General features: G+C 74.5%; 23 protein-coding genes. 10 read left to right on the top strand and 13 right to left on the bottom strand.

The window, feature by feature from the left end; translation table 11 throughout:
• Window positions 1-87 precede the first annotated feature (87 nt).
• A complete protein-coding gene (locus E4A51_RS08430) occupies window positions 88-1227 on the bottom strand; it encodes a Gfo/Idh/MocA family protein (protein ID WP_240696423.1) in 1140 nt (379 codons plus the stop codon).
• Window positions 1228-1602: 375 nt separating this feature from the next.
• Here E4A51_RS08430 and E4A51_RS08425 point away from each other — a divergent pair, with 375 nt between their 5' ends.
• Window positions 1603-2604: a TIGR03557 family F420-dependent LLM class oxidoreductase gene (locus E4A51_RS08425; protein WP_134851437.1), complete on the top strand. Its 1002-nt coding sequence runs from the start codon at window positions 1603-1605 to the stop codon at window positions 2602-2604.
• Between the two features lie 16 nt (window positions 2605-2620).
• On the opposite strand, the gene E4A51_RS08420 is transcribed toward E4A51_RS08425, so the two are convergent.
• Window positions 2621-3292, bottom strand: a complete 672-nt coding sequence (locus tag E4A51_RS08420; RefSeq protein WP_134851436.1) for a helix-turn-helix domain-containing protein — start codon at window positions 3290-3292, stop codon at window positions 2621-2623.
• A gap of 106 nt (window positions 3293-3398) precedes the next feature.
• Between E4A51_RS08420 and E4A51_RS08415 the strand changes: the two genes are divergently transcribed.
• The 6 genes from E4A51_RS08415 (at window position 3399) to E4A51_RS08390 (ending at window position 9689) form a co-directional block, all read left to right on the top strand.
• On the top strand, window positions 3399-4040 hold the full coding sequence (locus E4A51_RS08415) for a maleylpyruvate isomerase family mycothiol-dependent enzyme (RefSeq protein WP_134851435.1): 642 nt from the start codon (window positions 3399-3401) through the stop codon (window positions 4038-4040).
• 208 nt (window positions 4041-4248) lie between these two features.
• The gene (locus E4A51_RS08410) at window positions 4249-5400 is read left to right on the top strand and encodes a VIT1/CCC1 family protein (RefSeq protein ID WP_046529431.1); all 1152 of its coding nucleotides are present in this window, start codon (window positions 4249-4251) and stop codon (window positions 5398-5400) included.
• A gap of 110 nt (window positions 5401-5510) precedes the next feature.
• A complete protein-coding gene (locus E4A51_RS08405; protein WP_134851434.1) occupies window positions 5511-5894 on the top strand; it encodes a BlaI/MecI/CopY family transcriptional regulator in 384 nt (127 codons plus the stop codon).
• Window positions 5891-7240: a M56 family metallopeptidase gene (locus E4A51_RS08400; protein ID WP_134851433.1), complete on the top strand. Its 1350-nt coding sequence runs from the start codon at window positions 5891-5893 to the stop codon at window positions 7238-7240. The genes E4A51_RS08405 and E4A51_RS08400 overlap by 4 nt, the downstream gene beginning before the upstream one ends.
• A gap of 150 nt (window positions 7241-7390) precedes the next feature.
• Complete coding sequence (locus tag E4A51_RS08395) at window positions 7391-8671, top strand: LCP family protein (RefSeq protein WP_134851432.1); 1281 nt, start codon at window positions 7391-7393, stop codon at window positions 8669-8671.
• A 49-nt stretch (window positions 8672-8720) separates the two neighbouring features.
• Complete coding sequence (locus tag E4A51_RS08390) at window positions 8721-9689, top strand: siderophore-interacting protein (RefSeq protein WP_370297489.1); 969 nt, start codon at window positions 8721-8723, stop codon at window positions 9687-9689.
• Between the two features lie 148 nt (window positions 9690-9837).
• Here the strand turns inward: E4A51_RS08390 and E4A51_RS08385 are convergent, their stop codons facing one another.
• From E4A51_RS08385 to E4A51_RS08355, 7 genes are all read right to left on the bottom strand, one after another.
• Window positions 9838-10440 (bottom strand): hypothetical protein, encoded by a 603-nt coding sequence (locus E4A51_RS08385; RefSeq protein WP_134851431.1) that lies wholly within the window; start codon window positions 10438-10440, stop codon window positions 9838-9840.
• Window positions 10441-10484: 44 nt separating this feature from the next.
• The gene (locus E4A51_RS08380) at window positions 10485-11807 is read right to left on the bottom strand and encodes a hypothetical protein (RefSeq protein WP_134851430.1); all 1323 of its coding nucleotides are present in this window, start codon (window positions 11805-11807) and stop codon (window positions 10485-10487) included.
• A 10-nt stretch (window positions 11808-11817) separates the two neighbouring features.
• Entirely contained in the window at window positions 11818-12579 is a 762-nt protein-coding gene (locus E4A51_RS08375) for an ATP-binding cassette domain-containing protein (RefSeq protein WP_167748858.1), read from the bottom strand.
• 13 nt (window positions 12580-12592) lie between these two features.
• Window positions 12593-13153: a hypothetical protein gene (locus E4A51_RS08370; protein ID WP_134851428.1), complete on the bottom strand. Its 561-nt coding sequence runs from the start codon at window positions 13151-13153 to the stop codon at window positions 12593-12595.
• An 8-nt stretch (window positions 13154-13161) separates the two neighbouring features.
• Window positions 13162-13725, bottom strand: a complete 564-nt coding sequence (locus tag E4A51_RS08365) for a hypothetical protein (protein ID WP_167748857.1) — start codon at window positions 13723-13725, stop codon at window positions 13162-13164.
• A gap of 1012 nt (window positions 13726-14737) precedes the next feature.
• Entirely contained in the window at window positions 14738-15922 is a 1185-nt protein-coding gene (locus tag E4A51_RS08360) for a Fic family protein (RefSeq protein WP_070320389.1), read from the bottom strand.
• Between the two features lie 100 nt (window positions 15923-16022).
• Window positions 16023-16457 (bottom strand): pyridoxamine 5'-phosphate oxidase family protein, encoded by a 435-nt coding sequence (locus tag E4A51_RS08355; protein WP_134851426.1) that lies wholly within the window; start codon window positions 16455-16457, stop codon window positions 16023-16025.
• 203 nt (window positions 16458-16660) lie between these two features.
• On the opposite strand from E4A51_RS08355, the gene E4A51_RS08350 reads away from it, so the two are divergent.
• Window positions 16661-17101 (top strand): hypothetical protein, encoded by a 441-nt coding sequence (locus E4A51_RS08350; protein WP_134851425.1) that lies wholly within the window; start codon window positions 16661-16663, stop codon window positions 17099-17101.
• Window positions 17102-17235: 134 nt separating this feature from the next.
• On the opposite strand, the gene E4A51_RS08345 is transcribed toward E4A51_RS08350, so the two are convergent.
• Window positions 17236-17658: a VOC family protein gene (locus E4A51_RS08345; RefSeq protein WP_070320386.1), complete on the bottom strand. Its 423-nt coding sequence runs from the start codon at window positions 17656-17658 to the stop codon at window positions 17236-17238.
• Window positions 17659-17763: 105 nt separating this feature from the next.
• Here E4A51_RS08345 and E4A51_RS08340 point away from each other — a divergent pair, with 105 nt between their 5' ends.
• Window positions 17764-18825, top strand: a complete 1062-nt coding sequence (locus E4A51_RS08340; RefSeq protein WP_134851424.1) for a YafY family protein — start codon at window positions 17764-17766, stop codon at window positions 18823-18825.
• Window positions 18826-18955: 130 nt separating this feature from the next.
• On the opposite strand, the gene E4A51_RS08335 is transcribed toward E4A51_RS08340, so the two are convergent.
• The 3 genes from E4A51_RS08335 to E4A51_RS08325 form a co-directional block, all read right to left on the bottom strand.
• Window positions 18956-19801, bottom strand: a complete 846-nt coding sequence (locus E4A51_RS08335; protein ID WP_070320384.1) for a helix-turn-helix transcriptional regulator — start codon at window positions 19799-19801, stop codon at window positions 18956-18958.
• A gap of 141 nt (window positions 19802-19942) precedes the next feature.
• Window positions 19943-20881: an SDR family oxidoreductase gene (locus E4A51_RS08330; RefSeq protein WP_134851423.1), complete on the bottom strand. Its 939-nt coding sequence runs from the start codon at window positions 20879-20881 to the stop codon at window positions 19943-19945.
• A 415-nt stretch (window positions 20882-21296) separates the two neighbouring features.
• Window positions 21297-21926, bottom strand: a complete 630-nt coding sequence (locus E4A51_RS08325) for a phosphatase PAP2 family protein (protein ID WP_134851422.1) — start codon at window positions 21924-21926, stop codon at window positions 21297-21299.
• Between the two features lie 315 nt (window positions 21927-22241).
• On the opposite strand from E4A51_RS08325, the gene E4A51_RS08320 reads away from it, so the two are divergent.
• Window positions 22242-23231, top strand: coding sequence for a bile acid:sodium symporter family protein (locus E4A51_RS08320; protein WP_046529421.1), 990 nt, complete (start codon window positions 22242-22244; stop codon window positions 23229-23231).
• Window positions 23232-23252: the final 21 nt, after the last annotated feature.

Here is a 23252-nt window from a genome sequence, read left to right as displayed (position 1 = left end):
TCGCGTCGTCGCGGTCGGCCCTTGTCATCGGCCGCGTCCAGGACCGCGTCGGCGCGACGGACGACGGGGTCGCTCCCAACGCACGTGTCAGACCGCGTCCGCCCATGCCTCCGCGGCCGTGCGGACCTCCCGGCCCGTGCGGGCGGACTCCTCGATCGCGAGCCCGAGCAGGTGGTCCTGGCAGCCGTCGGCGAGCGGGTACGGCGGCGGGGCGTCGCCGCGCAGCCACGCGCCGGACGCGTCGAGCAGGTGCGCGACCGCCAGGTCGTCGTCCGCGAGCCGCGCCCCGACGTACGGGTTGCGGTAGAGCACGCGGCCGTCCACCGACAGGTGCTCGAGGTCGAACCCGTCGAGGTTCTGCTCGAGGCCGGCCTGCCGACGCTCGATGCGCGACGTCAGCACGGTCCGCTCGTCGACGCGGCGCGTGACGGCGTCGTCGACGATCTCGCCGTGCGACCCGCGGACGACGATCCTGTTGGTGCGCAGCGGGTTGTGCCACTGGTTGTCGGTGAAGTCGTAGAGCACGGACCGCCCGTCGCCGAGGTCGAGCGTCGCCAGGACCTGCCGCGTCGGTTCGGCGTCCACCTTGCCCGTCCACCCGTCGCGCTCGAGCGGCGACAGCAGCGGCGCCGTGAACGCCTGCGCGCGCACCGTCACGGGCCCGCGCCCGGCGCCCAGCAGGTGCCGCGCGAGCCCCGCCGCGTGGTACAGGTGCGTCGACGACACCTGCACCTGCGTCGGCTCGCCGATGGTCCCGGCGGCGACGACGGCGCGTCGTGCCTGGTGGGACGGCATGAACGGCGAGTGCTCGGCGACCTGCACGAGCCCCGTGGGTCCGACGTCGGCCCACAGCGCGCGCAGCCCGTCGACGTCGGGCGCGGGCGGCGTCTCGGCCAGCACCGGCACCGCGGCGTCGACGATCTCGCGCACCGCGTCGGGCGTCACGGGCCACGGCGTCGCGGTCACCACGAGCTCGGGCCGGTCGGGCGCGACGCCCGCACCGGGCAGCGCACCCGTCACGAGCTCCTCGATCGTGCGGACCGTCGGCACGCCCCACGCGGCCTCGACCCACGCGCCGCGCTCGGCGGTGCGGGTCACGACGCCCACGCACCGGAACCGGTCCGGCAGGAGGCGCGCCACGCGCACGAAGAACTCGGCCCGCCACCCGGACCCCACCACCCCGAACGTCACCGGCTGCGGCACACGGACCTCCTCGTCGTCGTCCACCGACCCTAGCGGCGCGCCCCGCCCACCCCCCTGCGTGAGAGGACGATCCGGTGTTGACCTGTCGTCGTCGACGGCGGGTGCGTCGCGGTCACGGGTGGTCGGTGCGACGGGATCGACCTCTGACGGGGCGCTGGTGACTGGATCGCGCTCTCGCGGGGGGAGGGGAGGTCGGACCGGATCGCCCTCCCGGGGGAGGGCGGACTGGATTGCGCTCTCGCGGGGGCAGGAGGGGAGGGCGGGACTGGATTGCGCTCTCGCGGGGGAGGTGAGGGGGGAACGCGCGGCTGGATCGCGCTCTCGCGGGGAGGAGGGGGTGGGCGTGGCGGGGTGGGGGCTCGGGATGCCGGATCGTCGCGGTCGGGTCACCCTCGGGGGGTGACGCGATTCGGGTACACCCTCATGACCGAGCAGTCCGGCCCGCGCGAGCTCGTGGGCTACGCGCAGCACGCCGACCGGCTGGGCTTCGACTTCGCGGTGTCGTCGGACCACTACTTCCCGTGGCTCGACGAGCAGGGCCACGCGCCGTACGCGTGGAGCGTGCTGGGTGCGGTCGCGCAGGCCACCGAGCGTCTCGAGCTCATGACGTACGTGACGTGCCCGACCATCCGGTACCACCCGGCGGTCGTCGCGCAGAAGGCCGCGACGGTCGCGCTGCTCTCCCAGGGGCGGTTCACGCTGGGCGTGGGTGCGGGGGAGAACCTCAACGAGCACGTGGTGGGCGAGCGGTGGCCCGCGGTCGGCGAGCGGCACGACATGCTCGAGGAGGCGCTGGAGATCATCCACCAGCTGCTCACGGGGGACCGCGTCACCTACGAGGGCGCGCACTTCCGCGTCGACTCGGCCAAGCTCTGGGACGTCCCCGAGGTGCCCGTGCCGATCGCGGTCGCCGTGTCGGGCGAGCAGTCCGTGCAGCGGTTCTCCTCGCTGGCCGACCACCTGGTCGCGGTCGAGCCGGACGCCGACCTGGTGCGCCGCTGGGACGAGGCGCGCGCGGGCCTGGAGGCGCTCGAGGCGATCGGCCCGTCGCGCAAGATCGGGCAGATCCCGATCTCCTGGGGTCCCGACCGCGACGAGGCCGTCGCGCGGGCGCACGAGCAGTTCCGGTGGTTCGGCGGCGGCTGGAAGGTCAACGCCGACCTGCCGACGACCGAGGCGTTCGACGCCGCGAGCCAGTTCGTGCGCCCCGAGGACGTGGCCGACGCGATCCCGTGCGGACCGGACCTCGACGCCGTGGTCGAGGCGGTCAGCGCGTTCTGGGAGGCGGGCTTCACGGACGTCGCGCTCGTGCAGGTGGGCGACGCGCTGCAGCAGCGTTTCCTGGACGAGGCCGCGGGCCCGCTGCTGGAGCGGCTGCGGGAGGCGGCGCCGGCGGGCTGAGCGCCCGGGAGGGACGTCAGTGGCGCAGCGTCGTCGCGTCGAGCAGCGCCCGCACGGCCTCGGCGTCGCCCGTGACGCGCACGCCGGGCGTCGCGTCGAGGTCGGCGCCGCCGATCACGACGGCCTTGAGCGCGCGCGTCGCCGCCTCGAGCGTCGCGTCGGGGGTGACGTCCGTCGACGTGCCGCGCTCGACGCGCGTGCCGTCCGGGCCGACGACGCCGCGGTAGGTGACGGGTGCGGCGCCGTCGCGTCGCGAGTCCGTGAGGCGCAGCTCGACGCGCGCGGGCCGCGGGCCGGGCCGGGCGTGCGCACGCATCGCGAGCACCAGCGTGTCGGGGCTCATGTCCGCGTCCCACGGCAGCGTCGGCGACCCGACGGCCCACTGCGAGAGTGCGGTGTTGACGGCCTCGAGCCGCTGGCCCCAGGCCGTCAGCGCGTAGACGTCGACGTCGGCGGGCGCGGGCAGGTGCTCGCGCGCGAGGACGCCGTGCTGCTCGAGCTCGTGCAGACGCTGCGCGAGGACCGAGGGGCCGATGCCGACGACGTCGCGCTGCAGCTGCGTGAACCGCTTGGGCCCGAGCAGCAGCTCGCGGACGACGATCATCGTCCACCGGTCGCCCACGACGTCGAGCGCGTGCGCGGCCGCGCACCCGTCGTTGTAGGAGCCGTACGTCCGTCGTCCTGCCACGACCCCAGCGTACGCCCCCTACTACGACTGCCGGATCATCCGCTACGGTTACCGTAGCGATCGTCGGCGCCCGGCCGGTCCGGTCCCACCGCCCGAGGAGCCCGCGATGACCCTGCACACCCCCGAGCGGCTCTGGGCCGCGATCCACGCCGAGCGCACCCGCCTGGCCGACGACCTCACGGGCCTCACCGACGCGCAGTGGGCGCACCCGACCCTGTGCGCCGACTGGACCGTCGAGGACGTCGTCGCCCACCTCACCGCCGCCGCGACCACCGGTCGCTGGGCCTGGCTGCGCAGCATCGCCGGGGCGCGGTTCCGGCCCGACGTGCACAACGCGCGGCGCCTCGCCGAGCACCGCGGCCCCACCCCGGCCGCCACGCTCGCGGCCTTCCGCGCGGTCGTCGACGCACGCGTGGCCCCCACGGGCGACCTGTGGGCGTGGCTCGGCGAGGTCGTCGTGCACGCCGCCGACGTCCGCGAGCCGCTCGGGATCGCGACGGCGCCCGAGCCTGACGCCGTGCTCGCCGTCGCCGAGGGCTACGTGCGCAAGGACTTCGCGGTCGACTCCCGGACCCGCGCGCGCGGCCTGCTGCTCGTCGCGACGGACAGCGGCTTCGTCTCGGGTGCGGGTCTCGGCGTCGAGGGCACGACGCTCGACCTCGTCCTGGCGCTCGCGGGGCGAGCCGCGGTGCTGCCGCGGCTCACCGGTGACGGCGTCGGGACGCTGGCCGGGCGGATCGGCGGCTGACGCCGGCCGACCCTCGGCCGGCGCTCGCAGCTGGTCCCGCACAGCACCGCGTTGGGTCGCCACATCGCTCGGGCCGTCCGGACCACGCGTCTTCGGCCGCCCGAAACCCCTCGTGACGGGTGTGCCACGCGCGTCGTCGCACGCCCTCGCAACCGCGCGCGCTCGCCTACCGTCGACAGGACACCCCCCGTCCTGCCCTGGAGTAGCCGTGCCCGCGTCCCGTTCCCAGCTGCGCCGGTGGCGCCGCAACCTCGCCGACGAGCGCGCCGAGGCCGCCGTCTACCGCGACCTCGCGAGCCGTCGCGACGGTGAGGAGCGCGAGATCCTGCTCGCGCTCGCGGAGGCCGAGCGCCGTCACGAGGCGCACTGGCTCGAGCTGCTGGGCGACCAGGTGGGCCCGCCCGCGCGCGGTGCGTGGCGCACGCGCGCGCTCGGGTGGCTGGCCCGGCGGTTCGGCTCGGTGTTCGTGCTCGCGCTGGCGCAGCGCGCCGAGGCGCGCTCGACGTACGGCTCGGACGCCGAGGCGACGCCCCGCATGGCGGCCGACGAGCAGATCCACGAGGAGGTCGTGCGCGGCCTCGCGATCCGGGGGCGGCAGCAGATCTCCGGCACGTTCCGTGCCGCGGTGTTCGGTGCGAACGACGGCCTGGTGTCGAACCTCGCGCTCGTGCTGGGCATCGGGGCGAGCGGCGTCTCGACCGGCACCGTGCTGCTGACGGGCCTCGCGGGGCTGCTCGCGGGTGCGCTGTCGATGGGTGCGGGGGAGTACGTGTCGGTCCGCTCGCAGCGCGAGCTGCTGGAGGCCTCGCGCCCCGACGCCGACGCGGCGGCCGCGCTCACGCACCTCGACGTCGACGCGAACGAGCTGTCGCTGGTCTACCGTGCGCGCGGCATGGCGGCCGACGAGGCGCAGGCGCGCGCCGACGTCGTGCTGGCGTCGCTCGCCCACTGGGAGGCGCAGCGCGCCGTGACGGGGTCGCTGCTGCGCACGTCGACGACGCTGCCCGGTGGTGCCGACGCGCCCACGCTCGCACCGGACGAGGCCGTCGTGCCCGTCCCCGAGCGGGACGAGCACGAGTCGATCGGCACCGCGTGGGGCGCCGCGATCGCGAGCTTCTGCTTTTTCGCGTCCGGTGCGCTGATCCCCGTGGTGCCCTACCTGCTGGGGGCCGAGGGGTTCACGGCCGTGCTGTGGTCGGCCGGGCTGGTCGGCGTCGCGCTGCTGGGGACGGGGTCCGTGGTGGGGCTGCTGTCGGGGGCGTCGCCGCTCAAGCGTGCGCTGCGGCAGCTCGCGATCGGGTTCGGGGCCGCGGCGGCCACGTACGCGCTGGGGCTCGTGTTCGGCACGTCGGCGCTCTGACGGGCCCGCGCGCCGGGCTCGCGGCGTGCACGGCGCGACGGGCGGGCGTGCGGCGCCCCTTCTTACGACACCTGTAGTATGTTGACGACAGTTGTCGAAAGGAGAGTGCCGTGCGACGCCTGCCCGACGCCGAGCTCGACGTCATGGACGTCCTGTGGTCCGCCACCGGACCGCTCACCACGCGCGCGGTGGTCGAGTCCGTGCCCGCCGACCGCGGGTGGAAGATCCAGACCGTCGCGACCCTGCTCGGCCGCCTCCAGGCCAAGGGCTTCGTGCGCTCGACGCGCACGGGCCGCGACCTGCACTACGTCGCCGAGGTCGACCGTGACGAGTACCTCGCGTTCGAGACCGGCCGGTTCATGGAGCGGTTCCACCGCGGCAGCCTGCGCAGCCTGCTCGCGAGCTTCGCCGCCGACCGGCCCGTCGACGACGCCGAGCGACGCGAGCTCGAGGCGTGGCTCGACGCGCGCGAGCGCGGCACGGACCGGCCGTGACCGCGTTCGCCGTCTGGCTCGCCGCCATGACCGCCGTCACCGCCGCGGCCCTGCACGCCGACCGACGCTGGTCCGCACGGCTGCGGCCGACCGTGCTCGCGGGTGCCTGGTTCGCGCTCGCGGTCGCGTGGCTCGTGCCGTTCCGCCCGGCGCGGCACGTGCCCGCGACCGCGTTCCCGCTCGATCCGACCGCCACGGTCCCGACCGGCGCGCCGCCCACCGCCTTCGCGCCGTCGGGTCCGGGTCTGCCCGGCGTCGGGTGGGCGGTGCCCGGCGCCGGCACGCTGCTCGACCGCCTCGGCACGGCGGGCGCCGCGCGCGCCGCCCTCACGGCCCTCGGCCTCGCGTGGGCCGCGGGCGCCGTCGTCGCGCTGGTCCGCGCCGTCGTCGCCCGTCACGCGATGCGGACCCACGTCGCGCGCTGGGGCGTCGAGGTCGACCCGGCGCTCGTGCGCGACCTGCTCGGCGCGGACGTCGGCGGACCGACCCCGCGCGTCGTCGTCGCACCCGTCCCCGCGCCCGTCGTGCTCGGGCTGCGCTCGCCGCGCGTCGTGCTGCCCGTGATCGACACCGACACGCCCCTCGTGCTGCGGCACGAGGTCGCGCACCTGCGCCGGCGCGACCCCGCGCAGCGCGTCGCGCTCGTGCTCGTCCGCGCCGTGCACTGGTGGAACCCGGTGGTCCGGCGCGCGGTCGACGCCGCCGTCCGCAGCTCCGAGGTCGCGTGCGACGCCGCCGCGACGGCGCACCTCGGCCGGGCGGGACGCGTGCGGTACGCGCGCGCCCTGCTCCACGCGCACCCGGCGGCGCCCGCCCCGGGGCGCCTGCTGGTCCCCGCACTCACGGAAGGACACGACGTGGCACGACGCATCACGACCCTGTTCGAGGACCGACCGCGACGGCGCGGGATCGGGGTGCTGGCGCTCGGGGCCGCGCTCGTGGTCGGCGTCGGCGTGCCGGTGTGGGCCGGCACGGGCGGCGCCGCGACCCCGCCCGGGTGCGTGCCCGGCAGCGTCGTCGAGGAGGACGGCGCCCGCGCGTGCGAGCTCGTCGACGACCCGGCCGTCGCCGCGCCTGCGGGCTGGTCCAGCGAGAACGCGACGTCGCTCGTGCCCGGCGACGGCGTGGACCTCGGGCTGCAGCCGTGGCTCGGCGCCGACCTGACCGTCGACGACCACGGCACCGTGCGCTACCGCGGCGAGGCCGTCCGGGGCTTCGTCGGTGCGCGGGCCGACGGCGCGCAGTCGACCTGGTGGGACGACGAGGGCGACGTGTACGTGCTCGCCGACACCGCCGGGCGCCTGCGCGAGGTCGCGGCGCAGGACTTCCCGTTCGACGCGAGCTGACGCCGCCCGCCTCCGCCGCGCCGTCCCCGCCGCGCCGTCCCCGACGTGGAGCGGCGCGGCACCGACGTCCAGGACCTCTCCGTGGGACCTTCACAGACCCGCTCCACGACCCCCGGCACGCCCCCGACCAGCGCTCCTACCGTCGACGGTGTGACCCAGGACCCCGTCGGACCCCGCCACGCGCGCACGCTGCGACCGTCCGTCGCGCGCGTGCCCGCGCTCGTGCTCACCGGTGTGCTGACGCTCCTCGCGTCGGGCGCCGCGGCCGTCTACCTCGACCTGCGCGGGCAGATCGACGTGTCCGACGTCTCCGGGCTGGTCCTCGCGACGCCGCGCGCCGACGCCACGACCGCGGCCCCCGGCGACCCGTTCGCGGGCGACGCGATGAACGTCCTCGTCATGGGCACCGACCTGCGGGACGCCGAGAACGTGGCGCTCGCGGGCGAGGCCGAGGGCATGCGCTCGGACACGACGATGCTCGTGCACGTCGCGGGCGACCGGACGTGGGCCGAGGTCGTGTCGATCCCGCGCGACTCGCTCGTCGAGCTGCCGGAGTGCGCGCTGCCCGGCGGGGGGCGCTCGAAGCCGCGGACCACCCTGTTCAACGAGGCGTTCTCGATCGGCGCCGGGCCCGAGCAGGACGTCGACCACGCCGCGGCGTGCACGATCGGCGCCGTGCAGGCGCTGACGGGCGTGACGGTCACGCACCACGTGGTGGTGCGCATGACGGGCGTGATCGACGTCGTCGACGCGCTCGGCGGCGTGCGCATGTGCCTGCCCGAGCCGGTCGACGAGAGCCCCCGGTACGGCGACCTGCACCTGCCGGCGGGCGAGCAGCGGCTCGACGGCCGGCAGGCCATCGGGTTCCTGCGCGCCCGGCACGGCACGGGCATGGGGCTCGAGCTCGGCTCCGACCTCACGCGCATCGCGCGTCAGCAGGCGTTCGTGCAGTCGGCCGTGCGCGAGCTGCTGGGCAAGGACCTGCTGGGCGACGTCGACGAGCTCTACGGCGTCGCGCGGGCCGTGCTCGGGTCGCTCAGCGCCGACCCGCAGCTCGCCGACCCGGTGCGGCTCGCGGCGTTCGCGTCCTCGTTGCGCGGCATGGACCGGTCGCGGGTCGTGTTCACCGAGGTGCCCGTGGCCGCGGCGCCGAGCGACCCCAACCGCGTGGTCTGGACGTCGGCCGCCGACGAGATCTGGCAGCGGCTCGCGTCGGACGCGCCGCCCCCGGAGCTGGCCCCGGCGGCGCCCGCGGCGTCGCCGGACGCGACCGGCGGTGGCGCCGGAGGGGGCGTCGAGACGCCGGGCGGGTCCGCGGCGACCACGCCACCCGGTGACGGGTCCGGTGCGGGTGCCGACGGCGGGTCCGGGCAGCCGGGGACGGCCGTGCCGCCCGCCGACGCGCTGCTCCCGGGCGTGTGCGCGACGTGACCCGGTCGGGGGTTGCGCTGTGAGGTGAGGCTCACCTTATGCTGGGCGCGTGACCCAGCCGCCCACGACGACGACCGTCGCGACGACTGCCCCCACGGCGACCCCGTTCCGCATGTTCCACGTGCGCGTCGCCGCGCTGCGCCGCCTGTGCCCGAGCCTGCTGCGCGTGACCTTCACGGGTGACGACCTCGACCGGTTCGCCGACAACGGGTTCGACCAGCGCATCAAGTTCTTCCTGCCGATGGCGGGCGCGTCGTACGCGGACCTCATGGACCTGGGCCGCACCGGCGACTGGTACGGCACGTGGCGCGCGCTGCCCGCCGAGCAGCGTCACCCGATGCGCACGTACACGGCGCGCGGCGTGCGCCCGCACCCGCGCGAGCTCGACGTCGACGTCGTGCTGCACGGCGACACGGGTCCCGCGTCGCGGTGGGCGTCGACCGCGCAGGTCGGTGACGAGCTGGTCGTCATGGGCCCCAACGCCGACCACGCGGGCCCGCACGGCGGCGTCGACTTCGTGCCGCCCGCGCGCACCGACCGCCTGCTCATCGCGGGCGACGAGACCGCGCTGCCCGCGATCGCGGGGATCGTCGAGCGGCTGCCGCGTGACGCCGTCGGCGAGGTCCTCGTCGAGATGCCGTGGTCCGACGACCGCCTCGAGCTCGGCGCGCCCGAGGGCGTGCGCGTGCACTGGTTGGGTCGCGACGGCCGCGAGCACGGCGACCTGCTGGTGCCCGCCGTGCAGGCCGCGTGCGCGCGCCTGCTGCCCGGTCAGGCCCCCGCCCCGGACCTCGAGCTCGAGGACGTCGACGTCGACGCGGGCCTGCTGTGGGAGGTCCCCGTCGACCACGCGACCCACACCGCGCTCACGGCCGAGGCGCACCTGTACGCGTGGCTCGCCGGCGAGGCCGGTGTCATCAAGACCCTGCGCCGCCACCTCGTGCGCGACTGCGGCGTCGACCGCAAGGCCGTCGCGTTCATGGGGTACTGGCGGCAGGGGAAGTGCGAGGCGAACTGAGCCCCACCGGCTCTCGCGATGACTGTCACGACGACCCGAACCGGGGAGGCCAGGACGGTGAGCCTGGTGAGCCCGCACAGGACGAGCGCGGCCGCCTGGCGCGCGCGATGCAGACGTGATCGGGCGCTTCCTGATGCCATCGGGCACGTCAGCCCTTACCGACCGAGGGCAGTGACCTGATGTACCCACGGCTCGCCACGTCGAGGACGGCGAGGACGTACCCGAGCAGGAACACCGAGCACGCGACGATCTGCTGCGAGACCACGGCATCCCCCCAGAAGATCAGCGGGTGGAGACCGAGCGGGTCCGTGGACGACGGTGAGAGTACCGCCGCGCTGCACACCACCACCGCGGGGCACCAGGCGAAGGCGATGCCGCACACTGCGCCGACCCCCATCGTCAGGCCGCTGAGGAGCAAGAAGGTGCGGAGCAGCCCAGGGCCGACGGTGGCCTCTGATACCGCCGCGGCAAGTGACAGGACTGCCAAGGACGACACCGACGCGAGCGCGTAGGACCCCGCCCTGCTCGCGCCTGTGCGCCACGAGCGACGGACTACGGCAGAGGGCCACGTCCCGTGCGCCATGCCCGTGCCCAGTGCGAGCAGGAGCGGCGTGACCATCGTCGCCGCGAACGGAGGTTGGACGGCGATCGGACCGATCTTGCTGATGTACTCCTCACGGAAGAGAAGTCCCACGAGGAGCCCGCTCGCGAGGAACGGCACCACCGAGCCGAATCCCGTGGCGCTCAGCACGGCACGTGCGGTCGTCGCCCCACGGGTCGATCTCTCCCGGCGCATCAGAAGTGGGCGTACGTGCACTGTGCGAACTCCTCCGCCATCACCGATGCCTGGTGGGGAGTGAGGAGCTCACCCTCGTGCGCGACAGCTTCCACGACGTCCGGGTCCGCGAGGCTCACCCAGGTGACGACGAGCGCCTGCAGGTCCTGCCAGTACCGCTCGGAAGGCGGCAGCTCGCCCTTCACCTGGGCGCAGTGGACGGGCTGCACGATGCCGCTAGCGATCTCCCAGAGCGATGGAGCTCGACCTTGCAGGTGCTCGGGCATCACGTACACAGCCGCGGTCCCGTCACGGGCCTCCTGCGGGAGCTCGGTCCGACTCGCCTCGGCGAGCCGTCGTGGTACGAGGTCCTCGTAGCCGTTCTCCCGAGCCGCGGAGACGAGGACCCAGAACTGCTCCTGGAACACCGGCATGACGCGCCGGTGCTGCGGGTAGAAACACGTGGGCACAGTCTGGACGGCCCCGCACAAGGTGGGTGACGCCTCGACCGCGACGAGCCGCTGCCCAGGGAGGTAGGCCGATCCCACCGCCACGGCGACGAGCGCCGCTCCCGCCGCGACGAGATCTGACCGGGAGGGCCGTGGCTTGTGGATCGGATCGACAGGGCGTAGGAGGAGCAGCGCCGCGATGGCGGTCGACAGCAGAACGAGCTGGGAGCTGAGGAAGATCGGCGAGTACGCGTAGCCGATACGTGGGAGCGTGGCACCGCCGAACTCCAGCAGCGCCGGACCGTCACCGGGTGCGGACGCGACGAACAGCAGACCGAAGACCGACAGTGCAGCCAGCACGCCCGCCATCACGACCCCGACGAAGCGCCCGAGCGTCGTCCCGATGGTGGCGAACAGAGTCAGCATGGCCAGCTGGACCAGGACGGCGACGCCGACCCAGGGGTCCCAGACCGGCGGATCGGACACGATGAGCGCCACGCCGAGGACGGCGAGGTGTGCGGCACCGACCACCGTCCCGTAGGCGAGGGTGATCGCGAATGCTGGCGTCCGCGTCACAGGACGTGCGAAGAGGTGGGACGCACCCCGCGCGCTGGACGCCGTGTCGATCGCGGCGAGCCCGGCGACCACGGGACCGACGATGATGAAGGAGACCGGTACCCAGTCGACCGTCCAGATCAGGTCTCCGCGCCACTGCATCCCCCGCTGAAGAGCCACCGACATCTCAGCGGCGATCGTTGCCAACGCTGCCCACAGGACGAGTCCGTTCCGGGCGCAGTACTGGATCACCCGCCAGGTCGTGACGCCCGACGTAGCGGTCCCGTCGGACAGAGCGGCCTGACGTGCACCCTCTGGCAGGACGCGGTTCACGTCCATCAACCGACTCTCACGCATGTGCGGCGCGTCCCTCGATCAGTGCGATCAGGCCCCGCTCGACAGCCTCTGCGCCAGGTCGTCCCGGAGCGTCGTCGCCGGCGAGCGCTCGCGTCGAGCCGGAGAAGACGACGTGCCCCCCGTGCAGCGCCACCACGTTCTTGGCGGTGGCTGCAACATCCTCCGAGAGATGCGTGGACACCAGCACGGTCTTCTGCTCACCTAGCCGCTGCAGCAAGATTCGGATCTCCTGACGTTGAAGAGGATCGAGCCCCACTGTCGGCTCGTCGAGAATAATCACGCCAGGATCGCCGAGAAGTGCCTGTGCAATGCCCAGTCGTTTGACCATGCCGCCCGAGAGCGTCCCGATACGGGAGTCGGCGCGATCTGCCAGATCGACCGCCGATAGCGCGTCGTCGATGTCGCTCTCGCGAATCCGCAAGCCTCCGCCCGACCTGCACCACGCGATAAATCGAAGGTAGTCCCGGACGCGGGGACGTCGAGGTCCGGAGAAGTCTTGAGGGAGGAACCCGGCCGCGCTCACCGTTCTATTCTCCGCGCGTGAGGAGTGCTCGATCGAGCCACTGTCGGGCGCGATGAGCCCGGCCGCGAGCTGCATGAACGTCGTCTTGCCCGATCCATTCGCACCCAAGAGGGCCGAAACCCCGACGTTAAATTCGACATCAACGGGGCCGAGCGCAAAACTACCTCGCTTCTTCACGAGAGACCTAAAGCTCAACATGGGTGCAGCAGCCTGCGCGGCCGGGCTCGTCACTGCATCTCCCCCATCACCAACTGTCGTCATCGGAATAGGATGGGCCGCTCTCCACGTCGGGGCGAAGAGGGATGTCGATAGCCATCCTCACCGCTGCACGCCCTCTGTCGGCGCCAGAGTGGACGCCTGTGGACTTGTTCGCCATCTGCACCCAGGAGTTCGTCGTGTAGTTCAGGCCATCCTGTCTGAAGCCCTCGCCATCGTAGAACGTCTGTGCGCAAGCGGCGCCTGCGGCAACTTGGACACCCTTGTAACCGATGGTCACCGAGACTTCTCGGCATGTTCCGGCGTTGAACTGTGACTTCCCATTGAGGTATGCAGCGTGATTGTCGGCGTCGGTGAACTTGTTCCACGCGTAACTGTGGAGTCGTGTCCCGTTGCTGCCGTTGAAGATCTTGATGTACCCGTAGGCCCTGGCGGTGCTGCCGTAACCGCTGACCTGAAGCGGAGCGCCAGCCGTGTTCCAGTAGCTCGGTGTGTTGTAGGCCGCCGCCGGCAGGGCTGCGGCAGTCCCTGCGGCTAGCGCCACTGCGACGACGAGTGCGGCACGACGTATCGAAAAACCTGTCTTCATGATCTCTCCTAGACCGTCACAGCGAGGGTGGCACTGCTGCCGGAGCAGGCGTCGGGCAGCAAGGGGACGTCGAGGCACGTCTTCACAGCTGCCTCCACCCTGGCCCGCTGAGTGATCGGCGTAGGGTGCAGGCTGGCGCTGGGGCGCGAACGGAACGACGACCAGCTGCCGCTGACGACGTTGTCGTGGCTGGAGTGGACGTTCATGCTGAAGCTGTTCGGGGCTGCCGAGTTCATGGTCACGTAGACGGTGTGGTTGTCCGCGTCGTTGTAGCGGTAGTACGCCGTGGTCAGCAGAGACGTCAGTTGGGTGGACGACACTCTGGTGGCCGACCAGTTTCCGTAGCTGCGCGCCGTGCTGCCGTGCGCTGAGACGGTCTGGGGGGATCCGGACGTCGCGTACAGCACTGCCGTTGCCGAGGCTGCCGGGAGCGCAACGACAACGCAAGCGCCCGTCAGCAGTGTTCCGAGGATTCGTCTAGCTCGTTGATTCGATTTCACAGTGACACCCTTCTCGATCCGCGTCGCCTCATCGCGACCGCATCCAAAAAGTAGCGTGTCTAGGGCGGTCACACAAGAGTCAACGTAACACTCTCGAGTGTGACCGAGAATGCGTCGCCGCATCGCGGTCTGGTCCGCGCCAAGGGGCTCTAGTGAGAACTGGCATGCCGGTAGTTCGCCGACGAGGCGCGTCGCCGAAAGATCCGGTCGATCGTGGGTCGTTGCAGCAAGATGACTTTCGCATCGACTGAACGCGGTTCATGTAGTCGACCCATGACTGCGTCGACTACATCGCACGGTCAAGTGTCCCCGTGATCGGCCGGTGAGGAAGATGGCCGAAAGAAAACCGGCGGCAACCGTGCCGAACAGTGCAAGCAGGGGCTGCTGCGAAAAATAGCAGGGTTGCGCTACCGGCGTGACCGCTCTGGCTGAGCGTCACCCGGAAGGGTGAAAGATCGCGTGCGACGTCCCGCGTCGGGCGGTGTGGGAGCTCTCATCCGCGGGGAGGTCTCGACGTCTGCCCGCCACCGGACGTTCGTCTGCGGTGTGCCAGTGTTGCTCGTCGGGCGGTCTGCTGCCCGGTGTCGAGCACCCGTCCGCGCCCGGCTGCCGGATGCCCGGGGTGCGGCGATGTGTGCGGGCAGGCGCGGTCGGCCTGATCGTGTGACCCGCACCAGGCGCGGCCGTGCTCGACGCGGGCCACGCGTACGCCGTTCTGGTGGGCAGCTGGTCGCTGCGGGACGCGCACGGGGCGCATCGCGGCGCCGTCGCGCTGGGTCGGCGCGACGCGACCGGGCCGTCCCCGCGCTACCACCGTGCGTGGCGGGCGTTGCGGCAGCCCGCGGGGGCGCGACCTCGCAGGACATCACGACGTAGCGCACTCAGGCCGGGCGCCGCGATCCGGGCCGCGCGCGAGGCGGGTCCTGGGAGAGGGTTGCGGTGGAGGGTACTGGCGGCAGGGGCGGTGCGAGTCGGACTGAGGTGCGCGCTGCGCGGCCCCGACGCCACGGGGTGACCCAAGTCCTCGACATCAAGGTGCTTGGGGGCCGGGTCGAGGTGCTGAGGCCGGCGGTGTGACGGCGCCTCACCCGAACCGCAGCCGGTCCACCATCACGTCGGCCTCGTCCAGCACGTCACCCGCGGCCCACGCCATGTCGCGTCGCGACTCCGTGATGCGCCGCAGCACGCCCGCGTCCTCGAGTCGCTCGATCGCCGCGTAGGCCCGTGCGGTCGAGACGCCGGTGAGCCGTGCGACGTCGGAGGCGTCGACGACCGGGTGTCGCGGCAGGACGTCGAGGAGCGCCACGGCGGCGCTGTCGGACCGTGCGCGCACGGTCTCGCGCCACTGCGCGGGCAGGGCGGCGAGCCGCGCGGCGGAGACGGCGGCCTCGCGCGCGGCGCGCGTCGTCGCGTCGGCGAGGAACGCGACGAACGGCTCGACCTCGCCGGTGCGGTAGTCGTTGACGAGGCGGAAGTACGTGTCGCGCTCGGCGACGATCGCCGACGCGACGGGCACGGCCATGCGCCGCGTCATGCCGCGGTAGCGCCACAGCGCGTTGACGAGGGTGCGGCCGACGCGCCCGTTGCCGTCGGTGAAGGGGTGGATCGACTCGAACTGCGCGTGCGCGACGGCCGCGTGCACCACGGGGTCGAGGTCGGTGCGGCGCAGGAAGCGGATCAGGTCTGCCATCAGGTCAGGGACCCGCGCGGGTGTCGGCGGGACGTGCAGGGCCCCGCGCGGTGAGCGGTTCGAGCCGCCGATCCAGTTCTGGACGGATCGCAACCGGCCTGCGTCCCACTTCTCCTCGGGGTCGTCGGCCATGAGGGGGCGGTGCGCCGCGAGGACGTCGCCGAGCGCGATGCCGTCCGTCGCGCGGTCGATCAGGAGCGTCAGGCCGTCGATCGCGCCCTTGACGGTGCGCGCGCTGCGGGGTGCGCGGATGCCGTACTGCGCGCGGGCCAGTTGGTCGACGGTCGTGAGCTCCTCCTCGATGCGGGAGGAGGCGATCGCCTCGGTGCGCAGCAGGAACGGTTCGAGCGTCGCGACCTGGTCGGCGTACGTGGCCTCGAGGACGCCCACCTCCACGGCCGCCGCGCGCGCCGACTCCAGCGCCTCCCGGCCGACCTCGACGACGACGTCGGCGATGAGCGGCGGGATGCTCGCCTCGTACGTCGAGATCTCGGCGCGTCGTCCGCTGGCGGGGACCCACGGCAGGGTCTCCGACTCGTGAGGGGGGACGCCGGATCGAGGGTCGACGTGCGTGCTCATCCGACCTCCGAACCGTGAGCAGGGACGTGGCTATTCTCGCATCCCGCTCTAAGCGATAACAAGGATGCCGTTGTTCTCGCTTCGTCGAGGCTGCTCCGGCTCAGTACGCGTACCGCCGCACGTTCTCCGGGTGCAGCACCAGCAGGACCTGCCGCTCGTCGGCCTGCGCGGCGAGGTCGGCCTGGCGCACGGGGTCGGTCATGTCCCAGTAGCGCGGGGCGAGGCGGGCGGCGAGCGCGTGCGCGGCCGCGTCGTCGTCGTGGATCGTGACGTGGCCCGTGACGGCCACCCAGTGCTCGCGCTCCTCGACGGGCGCGGCGACGACGAGCGACGCGCGCGGGTCGCGGCGCAGCCGACGGACCTTGAGGGCGTCCGCGGCGCTGAACAGCCGGATCGTGCCGTCGTCGGCGAGCTCGAACCACACCGGGCGCGGCTGCGGGGGCGTCGCGCCGTCGGCGGTGGTGAACCAGCCGTGCAGCGGGCGGCGCAGCAGGGTCAGGTCGGCGTCGGTGAACGGCGTGTCGTCGGTGCTCATGGCGGCTCCCGGGCTCGGTGGTGCGACGTCGGTCGCAACGCGCCCGGGCCGCTCGGACTTCCGGCGCGGTCACGGGTCGTGCCGTGCGCGCACGCGTTCTCGTCGGCGGACGGTCCCCTGGGTACCCTCCCGTGGCCGGGCGGACGACGGGGGTGCCCAGCGGCACGCCCGTCGTCGTCCTCCCCGTCCATCAGGAGGACCCCGTGACCCTCGAGACCGCCCCCGCGTCGGCCGGCCGCCGGCCGATCGTTGTCGCAGCGGCCGCGATCCTCGTCGTCGTGCTCGCGGCCGGCGCCGCGTTCCTCGCGCTCAAGGTGCCCGCCGACCGCGCCGCGCGGCTGTTCGCGCACGACGCGTCGGCGCACGTCGAGCGCGTGCTCGCGCTGGTCGGCACGCCGCACGCCGCGATCGCCGCGATCGACACCGGACGCGTGCCCGCCCCGCAGGTCGCCACGGGCGTGGGGCTCAGCGGCGTGCACCGCACGGTGAGCGCGCTCGTCCCGCGGTACGACGACGGGCTCGACGCGCTGCGCGACGGCCTGGCAGCCACCGTGGCGGCGCCCGCGGACGCCTCGCCGCCCGACCTCGCTCCGCAGACGACCGCGCTCGCCGACGTGCGCGCGGCCCTGCTGTCGGCCGTCTGACCCGCCCGGCCCGACGACCGCGAGCGGGCCCGACGACCACCAGCCGGCCAGACGACGGCGGGCGGCCTGACGACCGCGAGCCGCCCCGCGACCGCGGGCGGGGACCGGTCGGCCCCGCCCGCGACCGACCGGGCTCAGCCCGCCCAGGCGACCTCGAGGTCCAGCACCCACGTCACGCCGAAGCGGTCGGTGAGCATGCCGTACAGCGGCGACCATGCGGACGGCGCGAGCGGCACGACGACCGTGGCGCCCACGGCGAGCGCGTCCCAGTGGCCGTGCAGCTCGTCGGCGTCGGTCCCGCGCACCGACACGAACACCGGGATCGTGCCCGGGTCGTAGGGCAGGCGCGAGGGCACGTCGTACGCCATGACGTGGAAGCCCGCGGGCGAGACCACCTGGCCCCAGCTGACCTGGTCGGCCTCGTGCGGCTCGGTCTCGCTGCCGGCCTGCGCGTGCGTGACGACGGTCAGCTCGCCGCCGAACGCGTCGCGGTACAGCTCGAGCGCGGCGCGCGCGTCGCCGCGGAAGTTCAGGTGGGTCGTGGTCGTGAGGCTCATGCGTGCTCCCAGGGGTGCGGGGGTGTGGTGCCGGTCCGTCCGACGGCGGCACGTTCGCAGGCCTTGCGGTCAGGTCCTGTCCGCATGGCCGCCTAGGTTGGGGGCATGACGACGCCCGCCGCGACGACCGCCCGGCTGCTGCGGCTGCTGTCGCTGCTGCAGGCGCGCCGCGACTGGCCCGGGCCGCTGCTCGCCGAGCGGCTCGACGTCAGCGCGCGGACCGTCCGCCGCGACGTCGAGCGGCTGCGGGACCTCGGGTACGCGATCGACGCGACGCGCGGCACCGACGGCGGGTACCGGCTCGACGCGGGCGCCGAGCTGCCGCCCCTGCTGCTCGACGACGACCAGGTCACGGCCGTCGCGGTCGCGCTGCAGGCCGCGCCGCTGCTCGCCACCGACGTCGACGACGCGGCCGAGCGCGCGCTCGCCACGATCCGCCGCGTCATGCCCGAGCGGCTGCGGCGACGCGCCGACGACGTGCGGTTCGTGCCGCTGCCCGACGCGACCCCGACACCGTCGACGACCGACGCGCTCACGTTGCTCACCGCGGCCGTCCGCCGTCACGAGGTCGTGCGGTTCGACCACGACGCGCCCGGCGCCGACCCGGACGCGCCGCCCGGCCCGCCGCGCCGCGTCGAGCCGCACCACGTGGTGGCGACCCGCGGCCGCTGGTACCTCGTCGCGTGGGACCTCGACCGCGACGACTGGCGCCTGTTCCGCGTCGACCGGCTGCGGCTGCGCGCGCACACCGGCGCCAGGTTCACGCCCCGCCCGGTGCCCGGCGGCGACGTGCGCGCGTTCGTCGCCGCCCGGTTCCGGGGGACGACGCCGGACACCACGGGCGCGGGCGGCCCGACCGAGGCGTCCCCGGGGCGCACGCCCGCGGCCCCGCGCGAGGCCGCGGCCTGGCCCTGCACCGGCACGGCCGTGCTGCGTGCGCCCGCGCGCGCCGTCGCGCCGTTCGTCGACGACGGGACGGTCGAGGACCTCGGCGACGGGCGCTGCCGTGTCACGCTCGGCGCGTGGTCGTGGGTCGCGCTGGCGGCGCTGCTCGGCCGGTTCGACACCGACGTCGAGGACGTCGCGCCGCGTGCGCTGGCCGACGCGTGCGCGGTGCTCGCCGCGCGGTACGCGACCGCCGCACTACGCTCCGCCGACCTGCCCTGACAGGCACCGCGCACCGCTGCGACCGTCCGGGTCCCCGCGCGCCGTCGCGACCGTCCGGGTCCCCGCGCGCCGTCGCCGACCGGCCCGGCGCCCGTCGCGCGCCCCGCGGCCACGTGCCCCGACGCGAACGTCAGTCGACGACGACGGCACCCCGCGGCCCCAGCGCCGCGAGCAGCTGCAGCTTGTCGTGGCTGGCGGTGCCGGGCGTCGCGGTGAGCACCAGGAGCACCTGCCCCTGGTCGGGGTCGTGGAGGATCTGGCACTGCAGCTCGAGCTCGCCGAGGTCGGGGTGCCACAGGCGCTTCTCGCGCCACGACGTCGAGCGCACCTCGTGCTCCTGCCACAGCGCGGCGAACTCGGTGCTGCGCGCGAGCAGCGCGTCGACGAGCGCGGCCGCGCGCGAGCGCGGACCCTGCGCGGCGTGCGCCGCGCGCAGGTCGGCGACGAACGCACGGCCGACCTCGGGGTGCTCCGCGTGCGGGTAGACCTCGCGGGCCGCCGGGTCCACGAACCACCGGTAGACGACGCTGCGCATGAGGCCCTGGTGCCGCGTCTCGTCGCCGAAGAGCGCGCGTGCCGCGGCGGTCTGCACGAGCGTCTCACCCAGCGCCGTCATGACCTGGGCGGGCGTGTCGGCGAGCCGGTCGAGCACACGCATCGTCCCGGGGGACACGTGGTCCCCGCCGCCCGCTCGCGCGGGCGCGTTCTGACCGGCGAGGTGGAACAGGTGGTCACGCTCGGCGAGCGTGAGGCGCAGCCCGCGGGCGATCGCCCCGAGCATCTGCGGCGACGGCTGCGGGCCGCGCGACTGCTCCAGACGTCCGTAGTAGTCGACGGACATGTCGCTGAGCGCGGCGACCTCCTCGCGGCGCAGCCCCGCGGTGCGGCGGCGCGGGCCGCGGGGCAGGCCGACGTCCTCGGGCTGCAGCGCCTCACGGCGGCGACGCAGGAAGTCGGCGAGCTCCACGCGGTCCATCCCTCCATGGTGCGGGGTCGGCGAAGCGGCGGGAAGGGATCGGCGATCCCCCTCTGCCGTCGCTCGGGGGTGACTGGACCGCGCTCTCGCGACCTGGGGTGGGGTGGTCGGGGTGACTGGATCGCGCTCTCGCGACCTGGGTCAGGGGGTGGGCGGTGTTCCGGTGAGGCGGTGGGAGACGTCCCAGACGCGGCGCGCGTCGTCGCGGTCGGTGAGCGGCCGGTACAGCGGCTGCTCGGCGGGCGGACCGCCGAGGTGCTGGAACCCGCGCGGTCCGTACAGGTGCCCGCCGCGCGCGTCGGGGGCCGTCGCCGCGAGGACCGCGGGCAGCGCGGCCGACGCGACCGTCCCGACCACCCAGCCCCGCCGCGACAGCCCCGCGATGACGCGCCGCCCGAGCCGCTCGCGATCTCGCCCCAGGCCGGGCTGCGCCGCGAGCAGGTTCGTGGGGGAGACGCCGGGGTGCGACAGCGTGCTCGTGACGCCCCACCCGCCGGCCGCGCTGCGGCGCTGCAGCTCGGCCGCGAACAGCCCCAGCGCGAGCTTCGACGAGCCGTACGCGCGGCCCGGGTGGTAGCCGTGCTCCCAGCCCAGGTCGTCCCAGTGCACGGCGGCCCGCGCGACGGCGATGCTGACCTGCGTCGTCACGCGGCCGCGCGCGGCGGCGAGCAGCGGCAGCAGGTGCGACGTGAGCGCGACGTGCGCGAGGTGGTTGACGCCGAGCTGCAGCTCGAACCCGTCGGCGGTCGTGCGCCGTGTCGGCGGCTCCATGACGCCCGCGTTGTTGACCAGCACGTCGACCGGACGGCCGTCGGCCAGCAGCGTCCCGGCGAACGCGGCGACGGAGGCGAGGTCCGCGAGGTCGGCGTGCCGCACGTCGAGGCGCGCGTGCGGCACCTCGGCGCGCAGCCGGTCGGCGGCGGCACGGCCCTTGGCGAGGTCGCGCACCGGGAGCACGACGTCGGCGCCGGCGCGCGCGAGGTGCCCGGCGACGTGCACGCCGATGCCGTCGCTGGCGCCCGTGACGACGGCGAGCCGCCGGGTGAGGTCGGGGACGTCGGATGCGGCGAGCAGGGGCACGGTGACCTCCGGCGGTGGGTGGCCGCACCGGGCGGTGCGACCGCTCCATGCTCGGCGCCCGGGCGGCGCGGCGGCAGGGCGCGTGCGTCCGGGGACCGCGGGTCCCTGCCTCCCGCGACCTGGGCATCGTGGGTGAGGTGACTGGATCGCGCTCTCGCGACCTGGGGTTGGGGGTGACTGGATCGCACTCTCGCGACCGGGGGTTGGGGGTGACTGGATCGCGCTCTCGCGACCGGGGGTTGGGGGTGACTGGATCGCGCTCTCGCGACCGGGGTGGGCTCCGCGGGCCGGGCGCTCTGCCGGCGCGGCGTGCCGACGAGGCCCTCGAGCGGACGTGCGTGTGCGGAGTTGCGGCTGCCCGGCGGCCGGAACGCCGCACACCCGGTCCGTGGTCCGTGTCCGGTGGCCCGCGGCGTCAGGCGGTGGCGGGGGTACCGCCGCGGTGGCGACGCACGACGACCGCCGCCGCCCACGCCACGAGCGCGGTGACGCCCACGCCGACGACGGCGCCCAGCGCGACGTCGTGCGGGTAGTGCACGCCCTCCATGACGCGGCCCGCCGCGGCGACCGCCGCGAGCCCGACCGACGACCACGCGACCCACGCCGCACGCGTCGCGACCACGAGCACGACGACGGCCGCGAACGCGACCGTCGCGTGGTTGGACGGCAGCGACCAGTCCCCGGGCGGCGGGCAGTGCGCCGCGTACGACCACCGCGTGCACGGACGCTCCTGCGTGAGCACGAGCTTGAGCCCCTCGCTCGTGCCGTACGCGACGGGCACGCCGCCCGCCGCCGCGAGCGTCACGGGGAGCCGGTCGCGGTGCGCGCGCCACGCGTGCCCCACGGCCAGCGCGACCCCCGCGGCCAGCAGCCCGAGCGCGCCCAGCGACACCAGGTCGACCCCCGGCACGCCCGCCGTCACCGACGCGACCGCGCGGTACAGCGTCGGGCTCAGGCTGCCCGGGAACGGCAGGAGCAGCAGCACCGCGACGGCGGCGGCGAGGGTCGCGAACGGGGCCAGCGTGTGGCGGGCGAGTGCGGTCATGCGGGCGACGGTAGGTGCCTGACCTGCGGCGTCGCGTCGCCCCGGGGGTGGTCCGGCGCGGCGCGTGCGTCCGCCCGTGGTGGGGCGTGGCGTCGGCCCGGGGTCCGAGCAGGTGCCCGTGGCGGCGGCGTGGCCGCCCCCGGCGGTGGTGCGGGCGGCCCGGTCGTGGTGCGGGCCGCCCCGGCCGCGGCGCGGGCGCCGCCCCCGACCCGGCCGTCCCGACACGACGTGGACGCCCGCCCAGGGTTCGTCCCACGTGCGCGAGGATGGCGACGTGACGTCCCGCCCCCGCACCTGCCGTCCCCCTCGCGCCGCATGAAGGCGCCCGCCTGGCTCCGGTGGCTCGACCCGCTGACGGCGATGATCGTCGGCGTCCTCGTGCTCGGGCTGCTGGTGCCCGTGCCGGAGGCCGTCGGCGAGGTGCTCGACGTCGTGCGCACGGTCGCGATCGTCGTGCTGTTCTTCCTGTACGGCGCGCGCATGCCCACGCGCGAGGTCGTCGACGGGCTCAAGCGGTTCCGCCTCCAGGGCTCGATGCTCGCGGCGACGTACGTGCTGTTCCCGGTGCTGGGCCTGCTGGTGCAGCTGCTGCCGGACGCCGTGCTCGACCCGGACCTGCGCCGCGGCGTGCTGTACCTGGCGCTGCTGCCGTCGACCGTGCAGTCCTCGGTGCTGCTCACGTCGGTCGCGCGCGGCAACGTCGCGGGCGCGATCACGGGCGCGACGATCTCCAACGTGCTCGGCGTCGTCATCACGCCCGTCCTCGTGGCCGTGCTCATGGGCGCGACGGGTGCCGGCATCGACAGCGGCGCGATCACCGGGATCCTGCTGCAGCTGCTGCTGCCGTTCGTCGCGGGGCAGGTCGCGCAGCCGTGGATCGGCGCGTGGCTGCGCGGGCACGGCAAGATCACGCGCACCACCGACCGCACGACGATCCTGCTGGTCGTGTTCACGGCCGTGAGCGAGGCGCAGACGTCGGGCGCGTGGGACCACCTCACGGCCGGTGCGCTCGTGGTGCTGCTCGTGGTGTGCGCGGTGGTGCTCGCGGCGATGCTGACGATCACGTGGCGCGGCGGCGGCCTGCTGGGCCTCGACCGCGGCGACCGGATCGCGCTGCTCATGTGCGGGTCCAAGAAGTCCGCGGCGACGGGGCTGCCGATGGCGGCCGTGCTGTTCGCGCCCGCGGTCGCGGCGAGCGTCGCGCTGCCGGTGATCGTGTTCCACCAGCTGCAGATCGTGGTGTGCGCGATGCTCGCGCGGCGCCTCGCGCGCACCGATCCTGAGCCGGAGCCCGCGCGCCCCTGAGCCCGCGCCGCCGAGCCCCGC

The organism is Cellulomonas sp. HD19AZ1 (assembly GCF_004535805.1).
Lineage (GTDB): Bacteria > Actinomycetota > Actinomycetes > Actinomycetales > Cellulomonadaceae > Cellulomonas > Cellulomonas iranensis.
Note: the sequence above shows the minus strand (reverse complement) of the source record. Positions and strands in the feature narration are given on the sequence as shown.